Consider the following 16,303-nt stretch of genomic DNA (forward strand, 5'->3'; position numbering starts at 1 on the left):
CCAGGGAGCATTGTCCATCGCGAACGGGCTATGCGGGATCGGAACGGCGCCGGATCCTGCTGCCCAGCCACACCAGCGGGTCGTACTTACGGTCCACCGCCCGCTCCTTCAGCGGGATCAGCGCGTTGTCGGTGATCTTGATGCCCTCCGGGCAGACCTCCGTACAGCACTTGGTGATGTTGCAGTAGCCGAGCCCGTGCTCCTCCTGCGCGGTGCGTTTGCGGTCCAGGCCCGCCTCCGCCGCCGCGTCCAGCGGGTGCATGTCCAGCTCCGCCACCCGCATCAGGAAGCGCGGCCCGGCGAAGGCGCCCTTGTTCTCCTCGTGGTCACGCACCACGTGACAGGTGTCCTGGCACAGGAAGCACTCGATGCACTTGCGGAACTCCTGCGAGCGCTCCACATCGATCTGCTGCATCCGGTACGCGCCCGGGGCCACCCCCTCCGGCGGTACGAAGGCCGGGACCTCCCGCGCCTTGGCGTAGTTGAAGGACACGTCCGTCACCAGGTCCCGGACGACGGGGAAGGCGCGCAGCGGGGTGACCGTGATCGTCTCGGACCGCTCGAAGGTCGACATGCGCGTCATGCACATCAGCCGCGGCCGGCCGTTGACCTCCGCACTGCACGAGCCGCACTTGCCCGCCTTGCAGTTCCAGCGCACCGCCAGGTCCGAGGCCTGGGTGGCCTGGAGCCGGTGGACGATGTCCAGGACCACCTCCCCGTCGTGCACCTCGACGGTGAAGTCGCGCAGCTCCCCGCCCTCCGCGTCGCCCCGCCAGATCCGGAAGCTCGCGTCGTACGTACTCATTGGTGCAACTCCTCTTCGGCGAGGTACTTGACCAGCTCTTCCTTCTCGAAGAGCGCGAGCAGGTCGGGACGGATGGGCTCGGTGCGCGTGCGGACCAGGGCGATCCGGTCGGCTGCGGGGTCCGCCGGGGGCGGGTCCACCGGCCGGCACAGCAGGTTCACCGGACGCCAGTCGCGCTCCATCGACGGGCAGTCCTCGCGAGTGTGCCCGCCCCGGCTCTCGGTGCGCTCCAGCGCCGCACGGGCCACGCACTCGCTGACCAGCAGCATGTTCCGCAGGTCCAGGGCGAGGTGCCAGCCGGGGTTGAACTGCCGGTGTCCCTCGACACCGGCCCGGGAGGCCCGTACGCGCAGGGTCGCGAGCTTCTCCAGCGCCTCGGCCATCTCGCCCGCGCGCCGGATGATGCCGACGAGGTCGTTCATGGTCGTCTGCAGTTCCTGGTGGAGCGTGTACGGGTTCTCCGCGCCCTCGGCGGCGTGGAAGGGGGCCAGCGCCTCCGCCGCCGCCGCGTCGATCTCCGACTGGGCGACCGCCGGGCGCTCACCGCTGGCCGCGGCGTGCTCCGCCGCGTGCAGTCCGGCCCGCCGTCCGAAGACCAGCAGGTCGGAGAGGGAGTTGCCGCCGAGCCGGTTCGAGCCGTGCATCCCGCCCGCGACCTCACCCGCCGCGAACAGCCCCGGCACCCCGACGGTGGCGGCGGACTCCGAGTCGACCGCGATCCCGCCCATCACGTAGTGGCAGGTCGGGCCCACCTCCATCGGCTCCGCCGTGATGTCCACGTCCGCCAGCTCCTTGAACTGGTGGTACATCGACGGGAGCCGCCGCTTGATCCTCTCGGCCGGCATCCGGGTGGACACGTCGAGGAAGACCCCGCCGTGCGGGGAGCCGCGGCCCGCCTTCACCTCGGAGTTGATCGCCCGCGCCACCTCGTCGCGCGGCAGCAGCTCGGGCGGGCGCCGGTTGTGGTCCGGGTCCTCGTACCAGCGGTCGCCCTCCGCCTCCGACTCCGCGTACTTCTCCTTGAAGACGTCGGGGACGTAGCCGAACATGAACCGCTTGCCCTCGGAGTTGCGCAGCACCCCGCCGTCGCCGCGCACGGACTCGGTGACGAGGATGCCCTTGACCGACGGCGGCCAGACCATGCCGGTCGGGTGGAACTGCACGAACTCCATGTTGAGCAGGGGCGCGCCTGCGAGCAGGGCCAGCGCGTGGCCGTCGCCCGTGTACTCCCAGGAGTTGGAGGTGGTCTTGAAGGACTTGCCGATCCCGCCCGTGGCGAGGACGACCGCCGGGGCCTCCAGCACGAAGAAGCGGCCGGACTCGCGTTCGTAGCAGAAGGTCCCCGAGACCCGCTGCTCCGCGGCGGAGCCGCTGGTGGACTCGGTTTTCAGAACCCTGGTGACCGTGCATTCCTGGAAGACCTTGAGCCGGGCCTCGTAGTCCCCGTACTCCTTGAAGTCCTCCTGCTGGAGCTGGACGATCTTCTGCTGGAGCGTGCGGATCAGCTCCAGGCCGGTGCGGTCGCCGACGTGCGCGAGGCGCGGGTACTCGTGCCCGCCGAAGTTGCGCTGGGAGATCTTCCCGTCGGGCGTCCGGTCGAAGAGGGCGCCCCAGGTCTCCAGCTCCCAGACCCGGTCCGGGGCCTCTTTCGCGTGGAGTTCCGCCATCCGCCACTGGTTGAGGAACTTGCCCCCGCGCATGGTGTCGCGGAAGTGCACCTTCCAGTTGTCGCCCTCGTTGACGTTGCCCATGGAGGCGGCGATCCCGCCCTCCGCCATCACCGTATGGGCCTTGCCGAACAGGGACTTGCAGATCACGGCCGTACGGGCGCCGCGCTCGCGGGCCTCGATCGCGGCGCGCAGCCCGGCGCCGCCCGCGCCGACCACGACCACGTCCCACTGCTGCCGTTCCACTTGAGCCATCTCAGAAGATCCTCGGGTCGGTGAACGCGCCGCTGGCCAGCAGGTACACGTAGAAGTCGCACAGGGCCACGCTGATCAGGGAGGCCCACGCCAGCTGCATGTGGCGGGCGTTGAGCCGGCTGATCCAGCCCCAGAGCCGGTAGCGCACCGGGTGCTTCGAGAAGTGCTTGAGCCGGCCGCCCATGATGTGGCGGCAGGAGTGGCAGGACAGGGTGTAGGCCCAGATCAGCGTGATGTTGACCAGGAACAGCAGGGTCCCGAGGCCCATGTGGCCCCAGGCGTAGTGCTCGTCGCGGAAGGTCAGCACCGTGTCGTACGTGAGGATGCCCGCGACCGGGACCGCCGCGTAGAAGAAGTACCGGTGCGCGTTCTGGAGGATCAGCGGGAAGCGGGTCTCGCCGGTGTACCTCGTGTGCGGTTCGGCGACGGCGCAGGCGGGCGGCGAGGCCCAGAAGCCCCGGTAGTAGGCCTTGCGGTAGTAGTAGCAGGTCAGCCGGAAGCCGAGCGGGAAGATCAGGATCAGCAGGGCGGGGGAGAGGACCCACCAGCTGCCGAAGATCTCCCAGTTGGGCCCGCCCTTCATCGGGACGCAGTTCTCCGCGAGACACGGGGAGTAGAAGGGGGAGACGTACGGGGCCGCGTAGTAGTCGGCGTTCGCGAAGGCCCGCCAGGTCGAGTAGACGATGAAGGCGAACAGCCCGGCCGCGGTGCCGGCGGGGGCCAGCCACCACCGGTCGGTCCGCAGGTGCCGGGCCGCGATCGCGGCCCGTGAGGCGTCGTGGACGCCGCCGGGCCGTTGCTGGGGTCGTTCCGTGCCTGTGGCCAAAGAAGACTCCGGGAGGAGTGATGAGGGGTGCCCCGTCCGGTCCGGCCGCGGACGGCCGGACCGGACGGGGCGTGGGTGGATGCGTGTCCGTGACGGGCTGCCTCAGGGGGCGCGGCGGTCGCGGGCGCCCAGGCCCTCGTCGTCGGAGTCCGTCCACAGGGAGCTGTCGTACGGGGTGTCCGGGACCGTCACCATCCGGGACGGGTCCGGACCCGCCGCCGTCGTCGACGGCTTCTGCCGGGCAGCCCGCTGTTCCAGCCGCTCGACCTTGCGCGTCAGCTCGTCCAGGTTGCGCCGTACGGCACTCAGATCGTCTTGCAGGGACATGATTTGCCCTCACTTCCGCCAGGTGCGGTGGCAACGCTCATGTGCGCCTGCGAGTGTCGCGCTTCCCGTCCCCCGTTGTGAAGGGACGTGCAGCGATTGCAGGCGCGCAGGCGTGAACCGTGCGCCCCTCCCTGCCCCCCATTCTCATCCCTCTCCCGGGGGAACGCCTCCTGTCGCGCAAGCGGGATTGGTCCGCACGGGTGGGGTTCGCGGCGTGGCGAGAGGCGGCTGCGAGGGGTGCGGCGGACCGTCTATTTCAGTGGGTTCCGGCAACCGGTGTGATCAGCTCCATATACCGCCGAACGTGATCATGCTTCCCCCACGCCCCGCCCCGGAGGTACCACCCATGTCCCAGAGAAGGCGCAGGTCCTTGGCGCTCCTGACCTCGGGAGTCCTCGCACTGCCGCTGCTCACGGGCTGCGGCGCGGGTGACGACGAGGGCGGCCAGGCCGCCGCAGGACAGGACATCGCCACGACCACCCGCGACAAGGTCGCGGACGGGGGTGTGCTGCGCTGGGCGGTGGACACGCTCCCGGACACCCTCAACACCTTCCAGGCCGACGCGGACGCCACCACCAACAGGATCGCCGGCGCCGTACTGCCCCAGCTCTTCGTGCTGGACGCCAAGGGGCGGCCGGTGGTCAACCCGGACTACCTGGAGAAGGCCGAGGTCATCGAGCGGGAGCCGAAGCAGGTCGTCCAGTACAAGCTGAACCAGAAGGCGGTGTGGAGCGACGGGCGCGAGATCGGCGCCGCAGACTTCGTGGCGCAGTGGCGGGCCCTGAACGGCAAGGACTCGGCGTACTGGACGGCGCGCAACGCCGGCTACGAGCGGATCGAGAAGATCGAGAAGGGCAAGACCGACCTGGAGGTCCGGGTCACCTTCAACAAGCCGTACGCCGACTGGCGCTCCCTCTTCACCCCGCTCTACCCCAAGCAGGTCACCGGTACCCCGGACGCCTTCAACGAGGGCGCCCGCGGCGCGCTCAAGATCACCGCCGGACCCTTCGCGCTCGGCGCGATCGACAAGAAGACCGGTACCGCCGCCCTGACCCGCAACGCCCGCTGGTGGGGCCGGCAGGCCAAGCTGGACACGCTCGTCCTGACGGCGGTCCCGCGGGCCGAGCGCCCGGCGGCGCTGGCCGCCGGGAAGCTCGATCTGGCGGAGATCGACCGGGCCGGGGCCGACCGGATCGCACTGGCCCGCCGGGACGCGGCCGCCAAGAACGGCCCGGGCACGGGCGGTGCCCCGGCCCACGGCCCGGAGGCCGCGCTGACCCCGGCGCAGGCCACGCTGTCGTGGGCGACCGCCTTCGGTGCGGACGAGGAGAAGGCGGCGGCGGAGACGGAGAGCCGCCAGAAGCACCTCGCCTCGGTCAAGCGGTACGCGGACGAGCAGGCGGCCCTGAAGGCCTTCACCGTACGGAAGTCCCTGGAGCCGGCCTACACCCAGCTCGCGATGAACGGGGCCTCCGGCCCGCTGGCGGACGAGCGGGTGCGCCGGGCGGTGGCCCGGGCCCTGGACCGCAAGGCGCTGGCCGAGGCCGTCCTGGGGCCGCTCGGCCTGCCCGCGAAGCCGGTCGGCAGCCACCTGGCCCTGGCCGGGCAGCGGGCGTACGCCGACAACAGCGACGCGCTCGGCGGCCGGGACACCCACGCGGCCCAGGCCCTGCTCGCGGACGCGGGCTGGCGCAAGGGCGGCAAGATCACCGAGCCCGCGGGCGCCAAGGCCGGCCCGGAGAGCGCGCCGCAGGACGACTCGAAGACCCCGTCGGGCCCGGGCACCGGAAACGACGGGCTCTACATCGTGGGCCAGGACGACGGGGCCAACGGCGAGCCGAGGTCGGCGGCCGCCGACCGCCCGGAGAGCGACACCGCCCCGGCGGGAGCCCAGGACGGGCCGTCCCCGGTGCTCGCCCCGGCCCCCTTCGGGGCCGAGCAGCGGGCGTCCCTGCTCGCCCGGGCCGCCCGGGCCGCCCGGGCCGCCCGGGCGGAGGCCGCCGACGACGGCAAGGGGGCCCCGGCCCGCGAAGGCGACGCGGCCGACCCCGCCAAGGCCTCCCCGGCCCCGGCCCCCGCCAAGCAGCCCGTCCGCACCTCCGGGAACATGCTCGCTAAGGACGGCAAGGCGCTCAGCCTGCGCTTCGTCCTCCCGGCGGGCCCCGGCTCGGAGTCCCTGCGCACGGTCGGCGAGCGGATCGCCGGAATGCTCCGCAAGATCGGCGTGAACACCGAGACGATCAAGGTGGCCGACGACAGCTTCTTCAAGGACCACATCGCCTCCGGCCAGTACGACCTGGCCCTGTACTCCTGGCCCGCGACGGCCTACCCGGCCACCGACGCCCGGCCGATCTTCGCCAAGCCGGAGCCGGCCGCAGACGGCTCGCTCCTCGTCGAACAGAACTACACACGGGTCGGCACCGATCACATCGACCAGTTGTTCGATCAGGCGGTCGGCGAGCTGGACGAGGAGCAGTCCCGCGAGCTGATGCGCAAGGCGGACGCCCGGATCTGGGCCGCCGCCGGCTCCATCCCCCTCTTCCAGCGCCCCGAGCTGGTGGCGGTCAAGCCGGGTCTCGCCAACGCCGGTGCCTTCGGCCTCGGCGCCCCCCGCTACCAGGACATCGGCTGGAAGAAGGCACCGACCGCGAAGGACAAGAAGAAGTAGCGCGGGAGAAGAAGTGGTGACAAAGCGGTGCCTGTCTGGTTGACCGACGGGTCACAAGCTCAGATGTGACTCAAGTCCCTTGCCCGCCGGATCCCCCGGCGGGCAAGGTCGTGCATACCCGTTGACCCGCGTGAATACCGGCAGGATCGGCGGCCGGGGCACCCCACGCAACCCTCGGCCGCACTCATACATCCGGCCTCTTGACAGACCCCCGGCAGGCGGTTCCCGCCACTCGACGTACCATGGGGTAAGGCCGTGGCAGGTTTTCGCCCGGCCGAGGCGCGCGTGCCGGACCGTACGCGACGCCATCCACGATCCCGGGAGAAGCGCCGAAGTGCCCACGCGCCACGACATCCGTAACGTCGCCATCGTCGCCCACGTCGACCATGGCAAGACGACCATCGTCGATGCCATGCTCAAGCAGGCCGGTGCCTTCGCCGCCCACCAGCACCTCGACGACCGCATGATGGACTCGAACGACCTGGAGCGTGAGAAGGGCATCACGATCCTCGCCAAGAACACGGCGGTGAAGTATCACCCCAAGGACGGCGGGGCCCCGATCACGATCAACATCATCGACACCCCCGGCCACGCCGACTTCGGTGGTGAGGTCGAGCGCGGTCTGTCGATGGTGGACGCCGTCGTTCTGCTGGTGGACGCCTCCGAGGGTCCGCTGCCCCAGACCCGCTTCGTCCTGCGCAAGGCCCTGCAGGCGAAGATGCCGGTCATCCTCTGCATCAACAAGACCGACCGCCCGGACTCCCGGATCGACGAGGTCGTCAACGAGACGTACGACCTCTTCCTGGACCTGGACGCGGACGAGGACCAGATCGAGTTCCCGATCGTCTACGCCTGTGGCCGTGACGGCGTGGCCTCGCTGACCAAGCCCGAGGACGGCACCGTCCCGGCGGACAGCACCAACCTGGAGCCGTTCTTCTCCACCATCCTGGAGCACGTCCCCGCCCCGGTGTACGACGAGGAGGCCCCCCTCCAGGCCCACGTCACCAACCTGGACGCCGACAACTTCCTCGGCCGTATCGCGCTGGTTCGCGTCGAGCAGGGCGAGCTGCGCAAGGGCCAGACCGTCGCGTGGATCAAGCGTGACGGCTCGATCTCCAACGTCCGCATCACCGAGCTGATGATGACCGAGGCGCTCACCCGCAAGCCGGCCGAGGTGGCGGGCCCGGGTGACATCTGCGCGGTCGCCGGTTTCCCCGAGATCATGATCGGCGAGACCCTGGCCGACCCGGAGAACCCGATCGCGCTTCCGCTGATCTCGGTGGACGAGCCGGCGATCTCCATGACCATCGGCACCAACACCTCCCCGATGGTCGGCCGTGGCGGCAGCGGCAAGGGCGCGGACGCCAAGTCCGCGGTCAAGGACCGCAAGGTCACCGCGCGCCAGGTCAAGGACCGTCTGGACCGCGAGCTCGTCGGTAACGTCTCGCTCCGCGTGCTGGAGACCGAGCGCCCGGACGCCTGGGAGGTCCAGGGCCGTGGTGAGCTCGCGCTCGCCATCCTGGTCGAGCAGATGCGCCGCGAGGGCTTCGAGCTGACCATCGGCAAGCCGCAGGTGGTCACGCAGGAGGTCGACGGCAAGGTGCACGAGCCGGTCGAGCGCATGACGATCGACGTGCCCGAGGAGCACATGGGTGCGGTCACGCAGCTCATGGGCGTCCGCAAGGGCCGCATGGACAACATGTCGAACCACGGCTCCGGCTGGGTCCGCATGGAGTTCGTCGTCCCGTCGCGCGGTCTCATCGGTTTCCGTACGGAGTTCCTCACGGGCACGCGCGGCACCGGCATCGCCCACTCGATCCACGAGGGCCACGAGCCGTGGTTCGGCCCGCTGGTCACCCGTAACAACGGTTCGCTGGTCGCCGACCGCGCCGGTTCGGTGACGCCGTTCGCGATGATCAACCTGCAGGAGCGCGGCGTCCTGTTCACCGACCCCGGCACCGAGGTGTACGAGGGCATGATCGTCGGCGAGAACTCGCGCTCCGACGACATGGACGTGAACATCACCAAGGAGAAGAAGCTCACCAACATGCGTGCGGCTTCCGCGGACAACACCGAGAACGTGGTGCCGCCCCGCAAGCTCTCCCTGGAGCAGTCCCTGGAGTTCTGCCGCGACGACGAGTGCGTCGAGGTGACCCCGGAGGCCGTCCGCATCCGCAAGGTCGTCCTGGACCAGAAGGACCGCTCGCGCACCGCGTCGCGCGCCAAGTCCGCCAAGTAGCAACAGCCGTACGGCCGTTCGCCCGGATTTGCTCGGGCCGCGGCCACGGCGGGCGCAGCCGGCCGCAGGGCCCTGGTAGTGCAGCAGCCCCTCCCTTCACGGTGTCCGTGAAGGGAGGGGCTGTTCGCTTTTGTCAAGCGGATTTTTGCGTTCAGGTGTCCGCATACCGACCGTGACACTCCGGAAGATGAGCTAACCGTCCGTTTCGCACGTGTCTGTCTCCTATCCGTTTGTCCGGATTTCGGGTTTCTGACGCGGATCGATGTTGTGAAAACGAGACCACTTAAGTGTGGTTTACGGCCTGGCAGTCCCTGAGGATGGCTCCATTGAGCTCGGGTCAATGGGTCACGCGATGTGGGGATCGCGCCGACTCACGAGCACACTATGGGCACGGAAATGCTCGCCGTCAGGGGTGTCGGCGAGGTTTTTTTGCCCCTCAAGTCGATCAGTGGACTCATGAGGAGGAAACCCATGCGCGGTGCCAAGAGCGCCAAGTGGGTCGTGGGCGCGGTTGTCGTCGCCCTGGCCGCTACCGCCTGTGGCGGCGGTGACGGTGACAGCAAGGACAAGGGCAGCGCCAACGGTGGCGTGTTCCGGCTCGGTAGCACCGAGCCGGACACGATCGACCCGGGGCGTGCCCACGAGTCCACCGGCGTGCTGCTGGCCAACGCCCTGTTCACCGGCCTGTACGGAAACACGCCGGACGGCCTGGCCGAGCCCGCGCTCGCCGAGTCGGCGACGTCGGACGAGGGTTGCACCTCCTGGACCTTCAAGATCAAGCCCGACACCAAGTTCTCCAACGGCGAGGTCGTCGACGCCGAGTCGTTCGCCCGTGGTTGGGCCCGTGCCGCGCACAAGGCCGCCGCGTCCGACGTGGCGTACCACTTCGCCGGCATCAAGGGTTACGCCGAGCTGCAGGACGGCTCCGCCAAGACCTTCTCCGGTGTCACCACGCCGGACCCGACCACCATCAAGGTGGACCTGTCCAAGGCGGACTGCGAGTTCGTCCTGAAGACGGCGCACAACGCCTACAGCCCGGTCCCGAAGGTCGCCAAGGTCGGCGAAGAGGACAAGGCGTTCGGCGAGGCCCCCATCGGTAACGGTCCGTTCAAGATGGACGGTTCGTGGGAGCACAACAAGGCGATCAACCTCGTCCGCAACGACGACTACTCGCTGCAGAAGGCCTCCCTCGGGAAGGTCCAGGTCACGCTGCTCAACGACAAGACCGCGCAGCAGCTCGAGTACGACGGCTTCCAGGCCGGCACCTTCGACTACGCGCACATCCCGACGCCGATGCTGAAGACGGCCGAGGCGAAGTACAAGCCGCAGAACAAGTGGTTCGCCAAGGACACCAACGGCATGAACTTCGTTCTGCCGATCGGTGACAACGGTCCGACCAACAACAAGGACGCCCGTCTGGCGATCTCCTACGCGATCGACCGTCAGGCCATCGCCAAGGGTGTCTTCCAGGGCTACCAGACCCCGTCGACGACCATCGTGCCGCCGGCGTTCCCGAAGGCGTACCAGAAGGACCTGTGCGTCTCCTGCGTCAAGCAGGACGTCGCCAAGGCCAAGGAGTACGCCGAGAAGGGCGGCCTGAAGCCGGGTACCGAGATCAAGTTCAGCTTCAACACCGGTGCGGGCCACGAAGAGTGGGTCCAGGCCATCGCGAAGCAGCTTGAGGACGTCCTCGGCGTCAAGGTCAAGCTGGACGGCAAGGACTTCCCGGGCATGCTCAAGGAGCAGCAGGGCGGCGGCGCCACCGGCATCTACCGCTTCGCGTGGGGCGCGGACTACCCGACCCCGGAGAACTTCCTGTTCCCGCTGCTGCACTCGGCCTCGATGAACAAGGACGCCGAGGGCAACGTGACCGGTGACAACCGCGTCCGTTACAACAACCCCGAGTTCGACAAGCTGATCGACACGGCCCGCGCCACCAAGGACGAGGCCGCTCGCATCGCGATGTACAAGCAGGCCGAGAAGATGGCCATGGACGACATGGCGCTCATCCCGACCTTCAACCGTTCCCAGTTCCGCCTGATGGCGACGGACAAGTTCAACGGTCTGGACGACATCAACTTCAACGAGGACCCGATCCTCGAGAAGATCTCGCTCAAGAAGTAATCGGTTCGGACGGTATATCCGTCAGGAGCGAACGTGCCGCGGCCCCCGGGTGACCGGTGGGCCGCGGCCCCGCTCGGCAGGCCGTTTTTACTTCGGCACCCCTCACATCCGCGGGCAATCCCCGCTGGCCGAGAGCCGGCCCGTTCCTTGGGTCGGAGGCCGCTGCTCCCAGAAGCGGCCAGGTAGAGAGGCAAAACATGGGAAGGTACGTCGCCCGTCGCCTCGGGCAGATGGTCATAGTCCTCATCGGCGCGACCATGGTTCTGTTCGCGTGTCTGTTCGTTCTCCCCGGTGACCCCGTGGGTTCGATCGCGGGCAGCGACAAGGCACGCGACCCCGCAGTGGTCGCGGAACTGAAGGCGCGTTACGGGCTCGACAAGTCGCTGCCCGAGCAGTACGTGAACTATGTCGCGAAGGTCGCGACCGGAGACCTCGGTGAGGACTTCATCCAGCGGCGCGAGGTCTCCGAGATCCTCGGCCCGAAGCTGCAGAACACCGCGAAGCTGGCCCTGCTGGCCATCGTTCTCGTCACGGCGTTCGGTATGGGCGTGGGCATCATCTCCGCGCTCTACAGATACAGCATGCTGGACATGACCACGACATTTTTTACGACGATGGCGGTCGGTTTCCCAACCTTCGTCATCGGCATGCTGCTCAAGAAGTACTTTGCCGTGGAACTCGGCTGGTTCCCACCGATCGGTGGTGATCAGCTCAACGGCATGATCCTTCCCGCGGTCACCCTCGCCATCACCGACATCGCCTTCGTGGCCCGCCTCACCCGCGGCACGATGCTTGAGGTGCTGCGCGCGGACTACGTGAAGACGGCCGTGGCCAAGGGACTTCCGCGCCGGCGTGTGCTGTTCAAGCACGTGCTCCGCAACTCGTCCATCCCCGTGGTCACCTACCTGGGTATCTCGTTCGGCGGACTCCTCGGCGGTGCGCTCATCACCGAGGCGATCTTCAACTGGGACGGCGTCGGTCTGGCGCTGGTTCAGGCGATTCAGCAGCAGAACAACCCGATTGTGATCGGCGTGGTGACCTACAGCGTCGCCATCTTCGTCGTCCTCAGCCTCATCGTGGACCTGCTGTACGCGGCCCTCGACCCGCGTATCCGCCTCAGCTGACCGCCCCCAAGGAGGATTTCCTCATGTCTGAGCTCGCAACGAGCCCGGCGATCGGGGACGAGAACCCCGCGTCGTCCGTTTCGGTCAAGGCCGAACCCGCCCCCAAACAACTGAGCCAGTGGGGCGAGATCCGCCACCGCTTCGTTCAGAACAAGCTGGCCGTCGTCGGCCTCGTGATCATCGTTCTGCTGTTCCTGACCGCCATCTTCGGGGACATGCTCGCCCCGTTCGACCCCGGCGCGCAGGACCTTGAGAACACCCTCGCGTCGCCCAACGCCACCCACTGGATGGGTACCGACGCCCTGGGTCGCGACATGTTCTCGCGTCTCATAGCCGGTACCCGCGTGGCCATGTTCGTCGGCCTCGCCTCGATCTTCTTCGCCGTGCTGATCGGTGTCATCCTCGGCGCCATCGCCGGCTACTTCCCCGGCTTCGCCGACACGCTGGTCATGCGCGTCGCGGACGTGTTCCTCGCGTTCCCGCTGATGATCGGTGCCATCGTCATCATCCTGGTCACCGGCCGTGGCATCACGCCGGTGATCATCTCGCTCGCGATCTTCTCGTGGGCCACCGTGGCCAGGCTCCTGCGCAGCTCGATCCTGTCCGTGCGTGAGATGGACTACGTCCACGCCGCCAAGGCGCTCGGCGCGAGCGGCTGGCGCATCGTGCGCACGCACGTCCTGCCCAACTCGCTGACCGCCGTGCTGGTCTACGCGACCTTCAACGTCGGCACCACGATCATCGGTGTGGCGGCGCTGTCCTTCCTCGGCGCCGGTGTCCCCGTCGACGTCCCCGAGTGGGGCAACATGCTCGCGGCCGGTCAGGGCTTCATCGGGGTCAGCGACTACCTGTGGTACTTCCCCAGCCTCTTCGTCGTCGTCACCGTGCTCGGCTTCGCCTTCGTCGGCGACGGCCTGCGTGACGCACTCGACCCGAAGCTCCGGTAGGGCAGCCCGATGCCCCGAGACAACATCAGCAAGCAGGACGAAGGTGGCGGCGTGACCACGTCGGAGATTCTCAGCGTTGCGGAGACGGGCGGCGGATCCGCCGTGCCGCTGCTGGAGGTGGAAAACCTCCAGGTCGAGTTCAAGACCCGGGACGGGGTCGCCAAGGCCGTCAACGGCGTGAGCTACAGCGTCAGTGCCGGCGAGACCCTCGCCGTGCTCGGCGAGTCCGGCTCCGGCAAGTCCGTCACCGCTCAGGCGATCATGGGCATCCTCGACAGCCCGCCCGGACGGGTGTCCGGCGGCGAGGTGCGCTTCCACGGCAAGGACATCCTCAAGATGTCCGACGAGGAGCGCCGCAAGCTCCGTGGCGACAAGATGGCGATGATCTTCCAGGACGCGCTGTCCTCCCTGAACCCGGTCTACTCGGTGGGCGACCAGCTCGGCGAGATGTTCCGGGTCCACCGGGGCATGTCCAAGAAGGACTCGAAGCTCAAGGCCATCGAGCTCATGGACCGCGTGAAGATCCCCGCCGCCAAGGCACGCGTGGGTGACTACCCGCACCAGTTCTCCGGCGGTATGCGCCAGCGCATCATGATCGCCATGGCGCTGGCCCTGGAGCCCGACCTGATCATCGCCGACGAGCCGACCACGGCCCTCGACGTGACGGTCCAGGCGCAGGTCATGGACCTGCTCGCGGAGCTCCAGCGCGAGATGAACATGGGCCTGATCCTGATCACCCACGACCTCGGCGTCGTCGCCGACGTCGCGGACAAGATCGCGGTCATGTACGCGGGCCGGATCGTCGAGACCGCTCCGGTCCACGAGATCTACAAGCGCCCGTCCCACCCGTACACCCGTGGCCTGCTCGACTCGATCCCGCGCCTGGACCAGAAGGGCCAGGAGCTCTACGCGATCAAGGGCCTGCCGCCCAACCTGCTCCGCATCCCCACGGGTTGCGCCTTCAGCCCCCGCTGCCCCAAGGCGCAGGACATCTGCCGCACCGAGATCCCGGTGCTGCACCCGGTCACCGAGCAGGACGGCACCGAACTGCCCGGCCGCGGCAGCGCGTGCCACTTCTGGAAGGACCAGATCCATGGCTGAGCTCACCAAGAACGCCACCGAGCGCGAGCCGATCCTCCAGGTCCGTAACCTGGTCAAGCACTTCCCGCTGACCCAGGGCATCCTGTTCAAGAAGCAGGTCGGCGCGGTCAAGGCCGTCGACGGGGTCTCCTTCGACCTCTACCAGGGCGAGACCCTCGGCATCGTCGGCGAGTCCGGCTGTGGCAAGTCCACGGTCGCCAAGCTCCTGATGAACCTGGAGCGCGCGACCGCCGGCGAGGTCTTCTACAAGGGCCAGGACATCAGCAAGCTGTCCGGCCGCGCGCTGAAGGCCGTGCGCCGCAACATCCAGATGGTCTTCCAGGACCCGTACACGTCGCTGAACCCGCGCATGACGGTCGGCGACATCATCGGGGAGCCCTACGAGATCCACCCCGAGGTGGCTCCCAAGGGCTCGCGCCGGCAGAAGGTCCAGGAGCTCCTGGACGTCGTCGGTCTGAACCCGGAGTACATCAACCGGTACCCGCACCAGTTCTCCGGCGGCCAGCGCCAGCGCATCGGCATCGCCCGCGGCCTCGCCCTGCAGCCCGAGATCATCATCTGCGACGAGCCGGTCTCCGCGCTCGACGTGTCGGTGCAGGCCCAGGTCATCAACCTGATGGAGAAGCTGCAGAACGAGTTCAACCTCTCCTACCTCTTCATCGCGCACGACCTCTCGATCGTCCGGCACATCTCGGACCGCGTGGGCGTCATGTACCTGGGCAAGATGGCCGAGATCGGCACCGACGCCGAGATCTACGAGCACCCGACCCACCCGTACACCCAGGCGCTGCTCTCCGCCGTCCCGGTCCCGGACCCGTCGGCGCGCGAGGGCCGCGAGCGGATCATCCTCACCGGTGACGTCCCGTCCCCGGCCAACCCGCCGTCGGGCTGCCGCTTCCGCACCCGCTGCTGGAAGGCCCAGGACAAGTGCTCCACCGAGGAGCCGCTGCTGGCGATCCCGGAGCGCTTCAAGGGCGTGAACACCCTGGCCGCGCACGAGTCCGCGTGCCACTTCGCCGAGGAGAAGGCCATCCTGGCCGTCTGACCGACGCGTTCTTTCCGACGGCTGGTCCCCGGTGCCTCACGGCGCCGGGGACCAGCCGTTTTCGTCTCCGGTGCCGGGGTCGCCGCCCCCGTGGACGGGAGCCCGGGGAATCCGGTTGCGCCCCCGGGAGCCGGGGTCGGAGAGTGACGCCATGACCCTCACCGTACGGCCCGCCGGGCCCGGGGACGCGGCCGACATCTGCGCCCTGCTCAATGCCGTCGACATGATCGAGATCGGCCGGCCGGAGACCGATCTCGGCACCGTCGAGTCCGACCTGAACGCCCCGGACGTGGACCTGGCCACCGATTCCTGGCTCGCGCACCAGGACGGCCGGCTCGTGGCCTACGCCCTCGTCTGGGCGGACTCCGGCCCGGGCCGCGTCGACGGGGACCACTACGTACTGCCCGGCCACGACGAGGCCGCCGTCCTGCTGCTGGAGCGCATGGAGGCCCGCGCCCGGGAGCTGACCGGCGGTCAGGGCGTGCTGAGAATGCAGCTCAACGTGAAGCCCACCCTCGACCTGTCCCTCCTGACCGGCCGCGGCTACCGCACCATCCGCCGCTACCAGGTCATGACCCGCTCCCTGTCCCCGGCCGCCGACCCGGCGCCGACCCCGCCGGCCGGGCTCACCCTGCGCCACTGCGGCGACGACGAGGCCGACCGCCACCGGGCCCACGCCCTGATCGAGCAGACCTTCGCCGCACACTTCGGCCATGTGGACCGCCCGTACGAGACCTGGCTCGATCACATGGAGGGTCGCAAGCTCGACTGGTCACTGGTGTGGATCGCGAGCCTGCCCGGCCACGGCGACGTGGCCGTGCTGCTCACCCGGGACGACCGGACGAGCATGGCCTGGGTCAGCCACCTCGGCGTGACGAAGGGGGTACGGGGCCTCGGCCTCGGCGGTTTCCTGCTCCGTCACTGCTTCGCCGTCTACGCGGAGCGCGGCCGGGACTGCGTAGGCCTCGGCGTGGACACCCACAACGAGACCGGCGCGCTCGCGCTGTACGAGGCGCACGGCATGGGCCTGCACTACGCGGTCGACTCATGGGAGCTTTCATTGCACCCCCAGGGGTGACAGGGGCGTGACGCGCGGGTGCAATCGGTCCAACGAGGAGTGTGCAGGACCCCACATAGGGTGACATTGGCCCCTAAGCGAGTCTTGGGATCCCTAG

The 16,303-nt window shown here is 68.7% G+C and carries 12 protein-coding genes; 8 read left to right on the forward strand and 4 right to left on the reverse strand.

Translation table 11 applies throughout. From position 1 onward, the window contains the following. Window positions 1-28 precede the first annotated feature (28 nt). The 4 genes from ACZ4YL_RS26510 to ACZ4YL_RS26525 form a co-directional block, all read right to left on the reverse strand. Entirely contained in the window at window positions 29-805 is a 777-nt protein-coding gene (locus ACZ4YL_RS26510; RefSeq protein ID WP_468119879.1) for a succinate dehydrogenase/fumarate reductase iron-sulfur subunit, read from the reverse strand. Then, window positions 802-2,727: a fumarate reductase/succinate dehydrogenase flavoprotein subunit gene (locus ACZ4YL_RS26515; RefSeq protein ID WP_468119881.1), complete on the reverse strand. Its 1,926-nt coding sequence runs from the start codon at window positions 2,725-2,727 to the stop codon at window positions 802-804. The genes ACZ4YL_RS26510 and ACZ4YL_RS26515 overlap by 4 nt, the downstream gene beginning before the upstream one ends. 1 nt (window position 2,728) lies before the next feature. Further along, window positions 2,729-3,553, reverse strand: coding sequence for a hypothetical protein (locus tag ACZ4YL_RS26520; protein WP_468119883.1), 825 nt, complete (start codon window positions 3,551-3,553; stop codon window positions 2,729-2,731). Between the two features lie 102 nt (window positions 3,554-3,655). Next, window positions 3,656-3,880 carry a hypothetical protein gene (locus tag ACZ4YL_RS26525; RefSeq protein WP_030011281.1) on the reverse strand — a complete coding sequence of 75 codons (225 nt, stop codon included), beginning with the start codon at window positions 3,878-3,880 and terminating at the stop codon, window positions 3,656-3,658. A 346-nt stretch (window positions 3,881-4,226) separates the two neighbouring features. Between ACZ4YL_RS26525 and ACZ4YL_RS26530 the strand changes: the two genes are divergently transcribed. From ACZ4YL_RS26530 to ACZ4YL_RS26565, 8 genes are all read left to right on the forward strand, one after another. Continuing rightward, window positions 4,227-6,548, forward strand: a complete 2,322-nt coding sequence (locus ACZ4YL_RS26530) for an ABC transporter family substrate-binding protein (protein WP_468119885.1) — start codon at window positions 4,227-4,229, stop codon at window positions 6,546-6,548. A gap of 334 nt (window positions 6,549-6,882) precedes the next feature. Next, window positions 6,883-8,787 carry a translational GTPase TypA gene (typA, locus tag ACZ4YL_RS26535; RefSeq protein ID WP_266380445.1) on the forward strand — a complete coding sequence of 635 codons (1,905 nt, stop codon included), beginning with the start codon at window positions 6,883-6,885 and terminating at the stop codon, window positions 8,785-8,787. 471 nt (window positions 8,788-9,258) lie between these two features. Continuing rightward, window positions 9,259-10,911 carry a peptide ABC transporter substrate-binding protein gene (locus tag ACZ4YL_RS26540; protein ID WP_468119887.1) on the forward strand — a complete coding sequence of 551 codons (1,653 nt, stop codon included), beginning with the start codon at window positions 9,259-9,261 and terminating at the stop codon, window positions 10,909-10,911. A gap of 230 nt (window positions 10,912-11,141) precedes the next feature. Beyond that, complete coding sequence (locus ACZ4YL_RS26545; protein ID WP_468119889.1) at window positions 11,142-12,035, forward strand: ABC transporter permease; 894 nt, start codon at window positions 11,142-11,144, stop codon at window positions 12,033-12,035. 23 nt (window positions 12,036-12,058) lie between these two features. Further along, window positions 12,059-12,982: an ABC transporter permease gene (locus tag ACZ4YL_RS26550; protein WP_468119891.1), complete on the forward strand. Its 924-nt coding sequence runs from the start codon at window positions 12,059-12,061 to the stop codon at window positions 12,980-12,982. A gap of 9 nt (window positions 12,983-12,991) precedes the next feature. Beyond that, the gene (locus tag ACZ4YL_RS26555; RefSeq protein WP_468119893.1) at window positions 12,992-14,083 is read left to right on the forward strand and encodes an ABC transporter ATP-binding protein; all 1,092 of its coding nucleotides are present in this window, start codon (window positions 12,992-12,994) and stop codon (window positions 14,081-14,083) included. Beyond that, window positions 14,076-15,128 carry an ABC transporter ATP-binding protein gene (locus tag ACZ4YL_RS26560; protein WP_468119895.1) on the forward strand — a complete coding sequence of 351 codons (1,053 nt, stop codon included), beginning with the start codon at window positions 14,076-14,078 and terminating at the stop codon, window positions 15,126-15,128. The genes ACZ4YL_RS26555 and ACZ4YL_RS26560 overlap by 8 nt, the downstream gene beginning before the upstream one ends. 151 nt (window positions 15,129-15,279) lie before the next feature. Further along, window positions 15,280-16,206: a GNAT family N-acetyltransferase gene (locus tag ACZ4YL_RS26565; protein ID WP_468119897.1), complete on the forward strand. Its 927-nt coding sequence runs from the start codon at window positions 15,280-15,282 to the stop codon at window positions 16,204-16,206. Window positions 16,207-16,303: the final 97 nt, after the last annotated feature.

The organism is Streptomyces sp. NPDC030021 (assembly GCF_055574035.1).

What these genes read in the sequence shown, in the direction of transcription:
- ACZ4YL_RS26510 (WP_468119879.1), bottom strand. Translation starts at nt 805, where the DNA reads ATGAGTACGTACGACGCGAGCTTCCGGATCTGGCGGGGCGACGCGGAG.
- ACZ4YL_RS26515 (WP_468119881.1), bottom strand. Translation starts at nt 2,727, where the DNA reads ATGGCTCAAGTGGAACGGCAGCAGTGGGACGTGGTCGTGGTCGGCGCG.
- ACZ4YL_RS26525 (WP_030011281.1), bottom strand. Translation starts at nt 3,880, where the DNA reads ATGTCCCTGCAAGACGATCTGAGTGCCGTACGGCGCAACCTGGACGAG.
- ACZ4YL_RS26530 (WP_468119885.1), top strand. Translation starts at nt 4,227, where the DNA reads ATGTCCCAGAGAAGGCGCAGGTCCTTGGCGCTCCTGACCTCGGGAGTC.
- ACZ4YL_RS26540 (WP_468119887.1), top strand. Translation starts at nt 9,259, where the DNA reads ATGCGCGGTGCCAAGAGCGCCAAGTGGGTCGTGGGCGCGGTTGTCGTC.
- ACZ4YL_RS26545 (WP_468119889.1), top strand. Translation starts at nt 11,142, where the DNA reads ATGGTCATAGTCCTCATCGGCGCGACCATGGTTCTGTTCGCGTGTCTG.
- ACZ4YL_RS26550 (WP_468119891.1), top strand. Translation starts at nt 12,059, where the DNA reads ATGTCTGAGCTCGCAACGAGCCCGGCGATCGGGGACGAGAACCCCGCG.
- ACZ4YL_RS26555 (WP_468119893.1), top strand. Translation starts at nt 12,992, where the DNA reads ATGCCCCGAGACAACATCAGCAAGCAGGACGAAGGTGGCGGCGTGACC.
- ACZ4YL_RS26560 (WP_468119895.1), top strand. Translation starts at nt 14,076, where the DNA reads ATGGCTGAGCTCACCAAGAACGCCACCGAGCGCGAGCCGATCCTCCAG.
- ACZ4YL_RS26565 (WP_468119897.1), top strand. Translation starts at nt 15,280, where the DNA reads ATGACCCTCACCGTACGGCCCGCCGGGCCCGGGGACGCGGCCGACATC.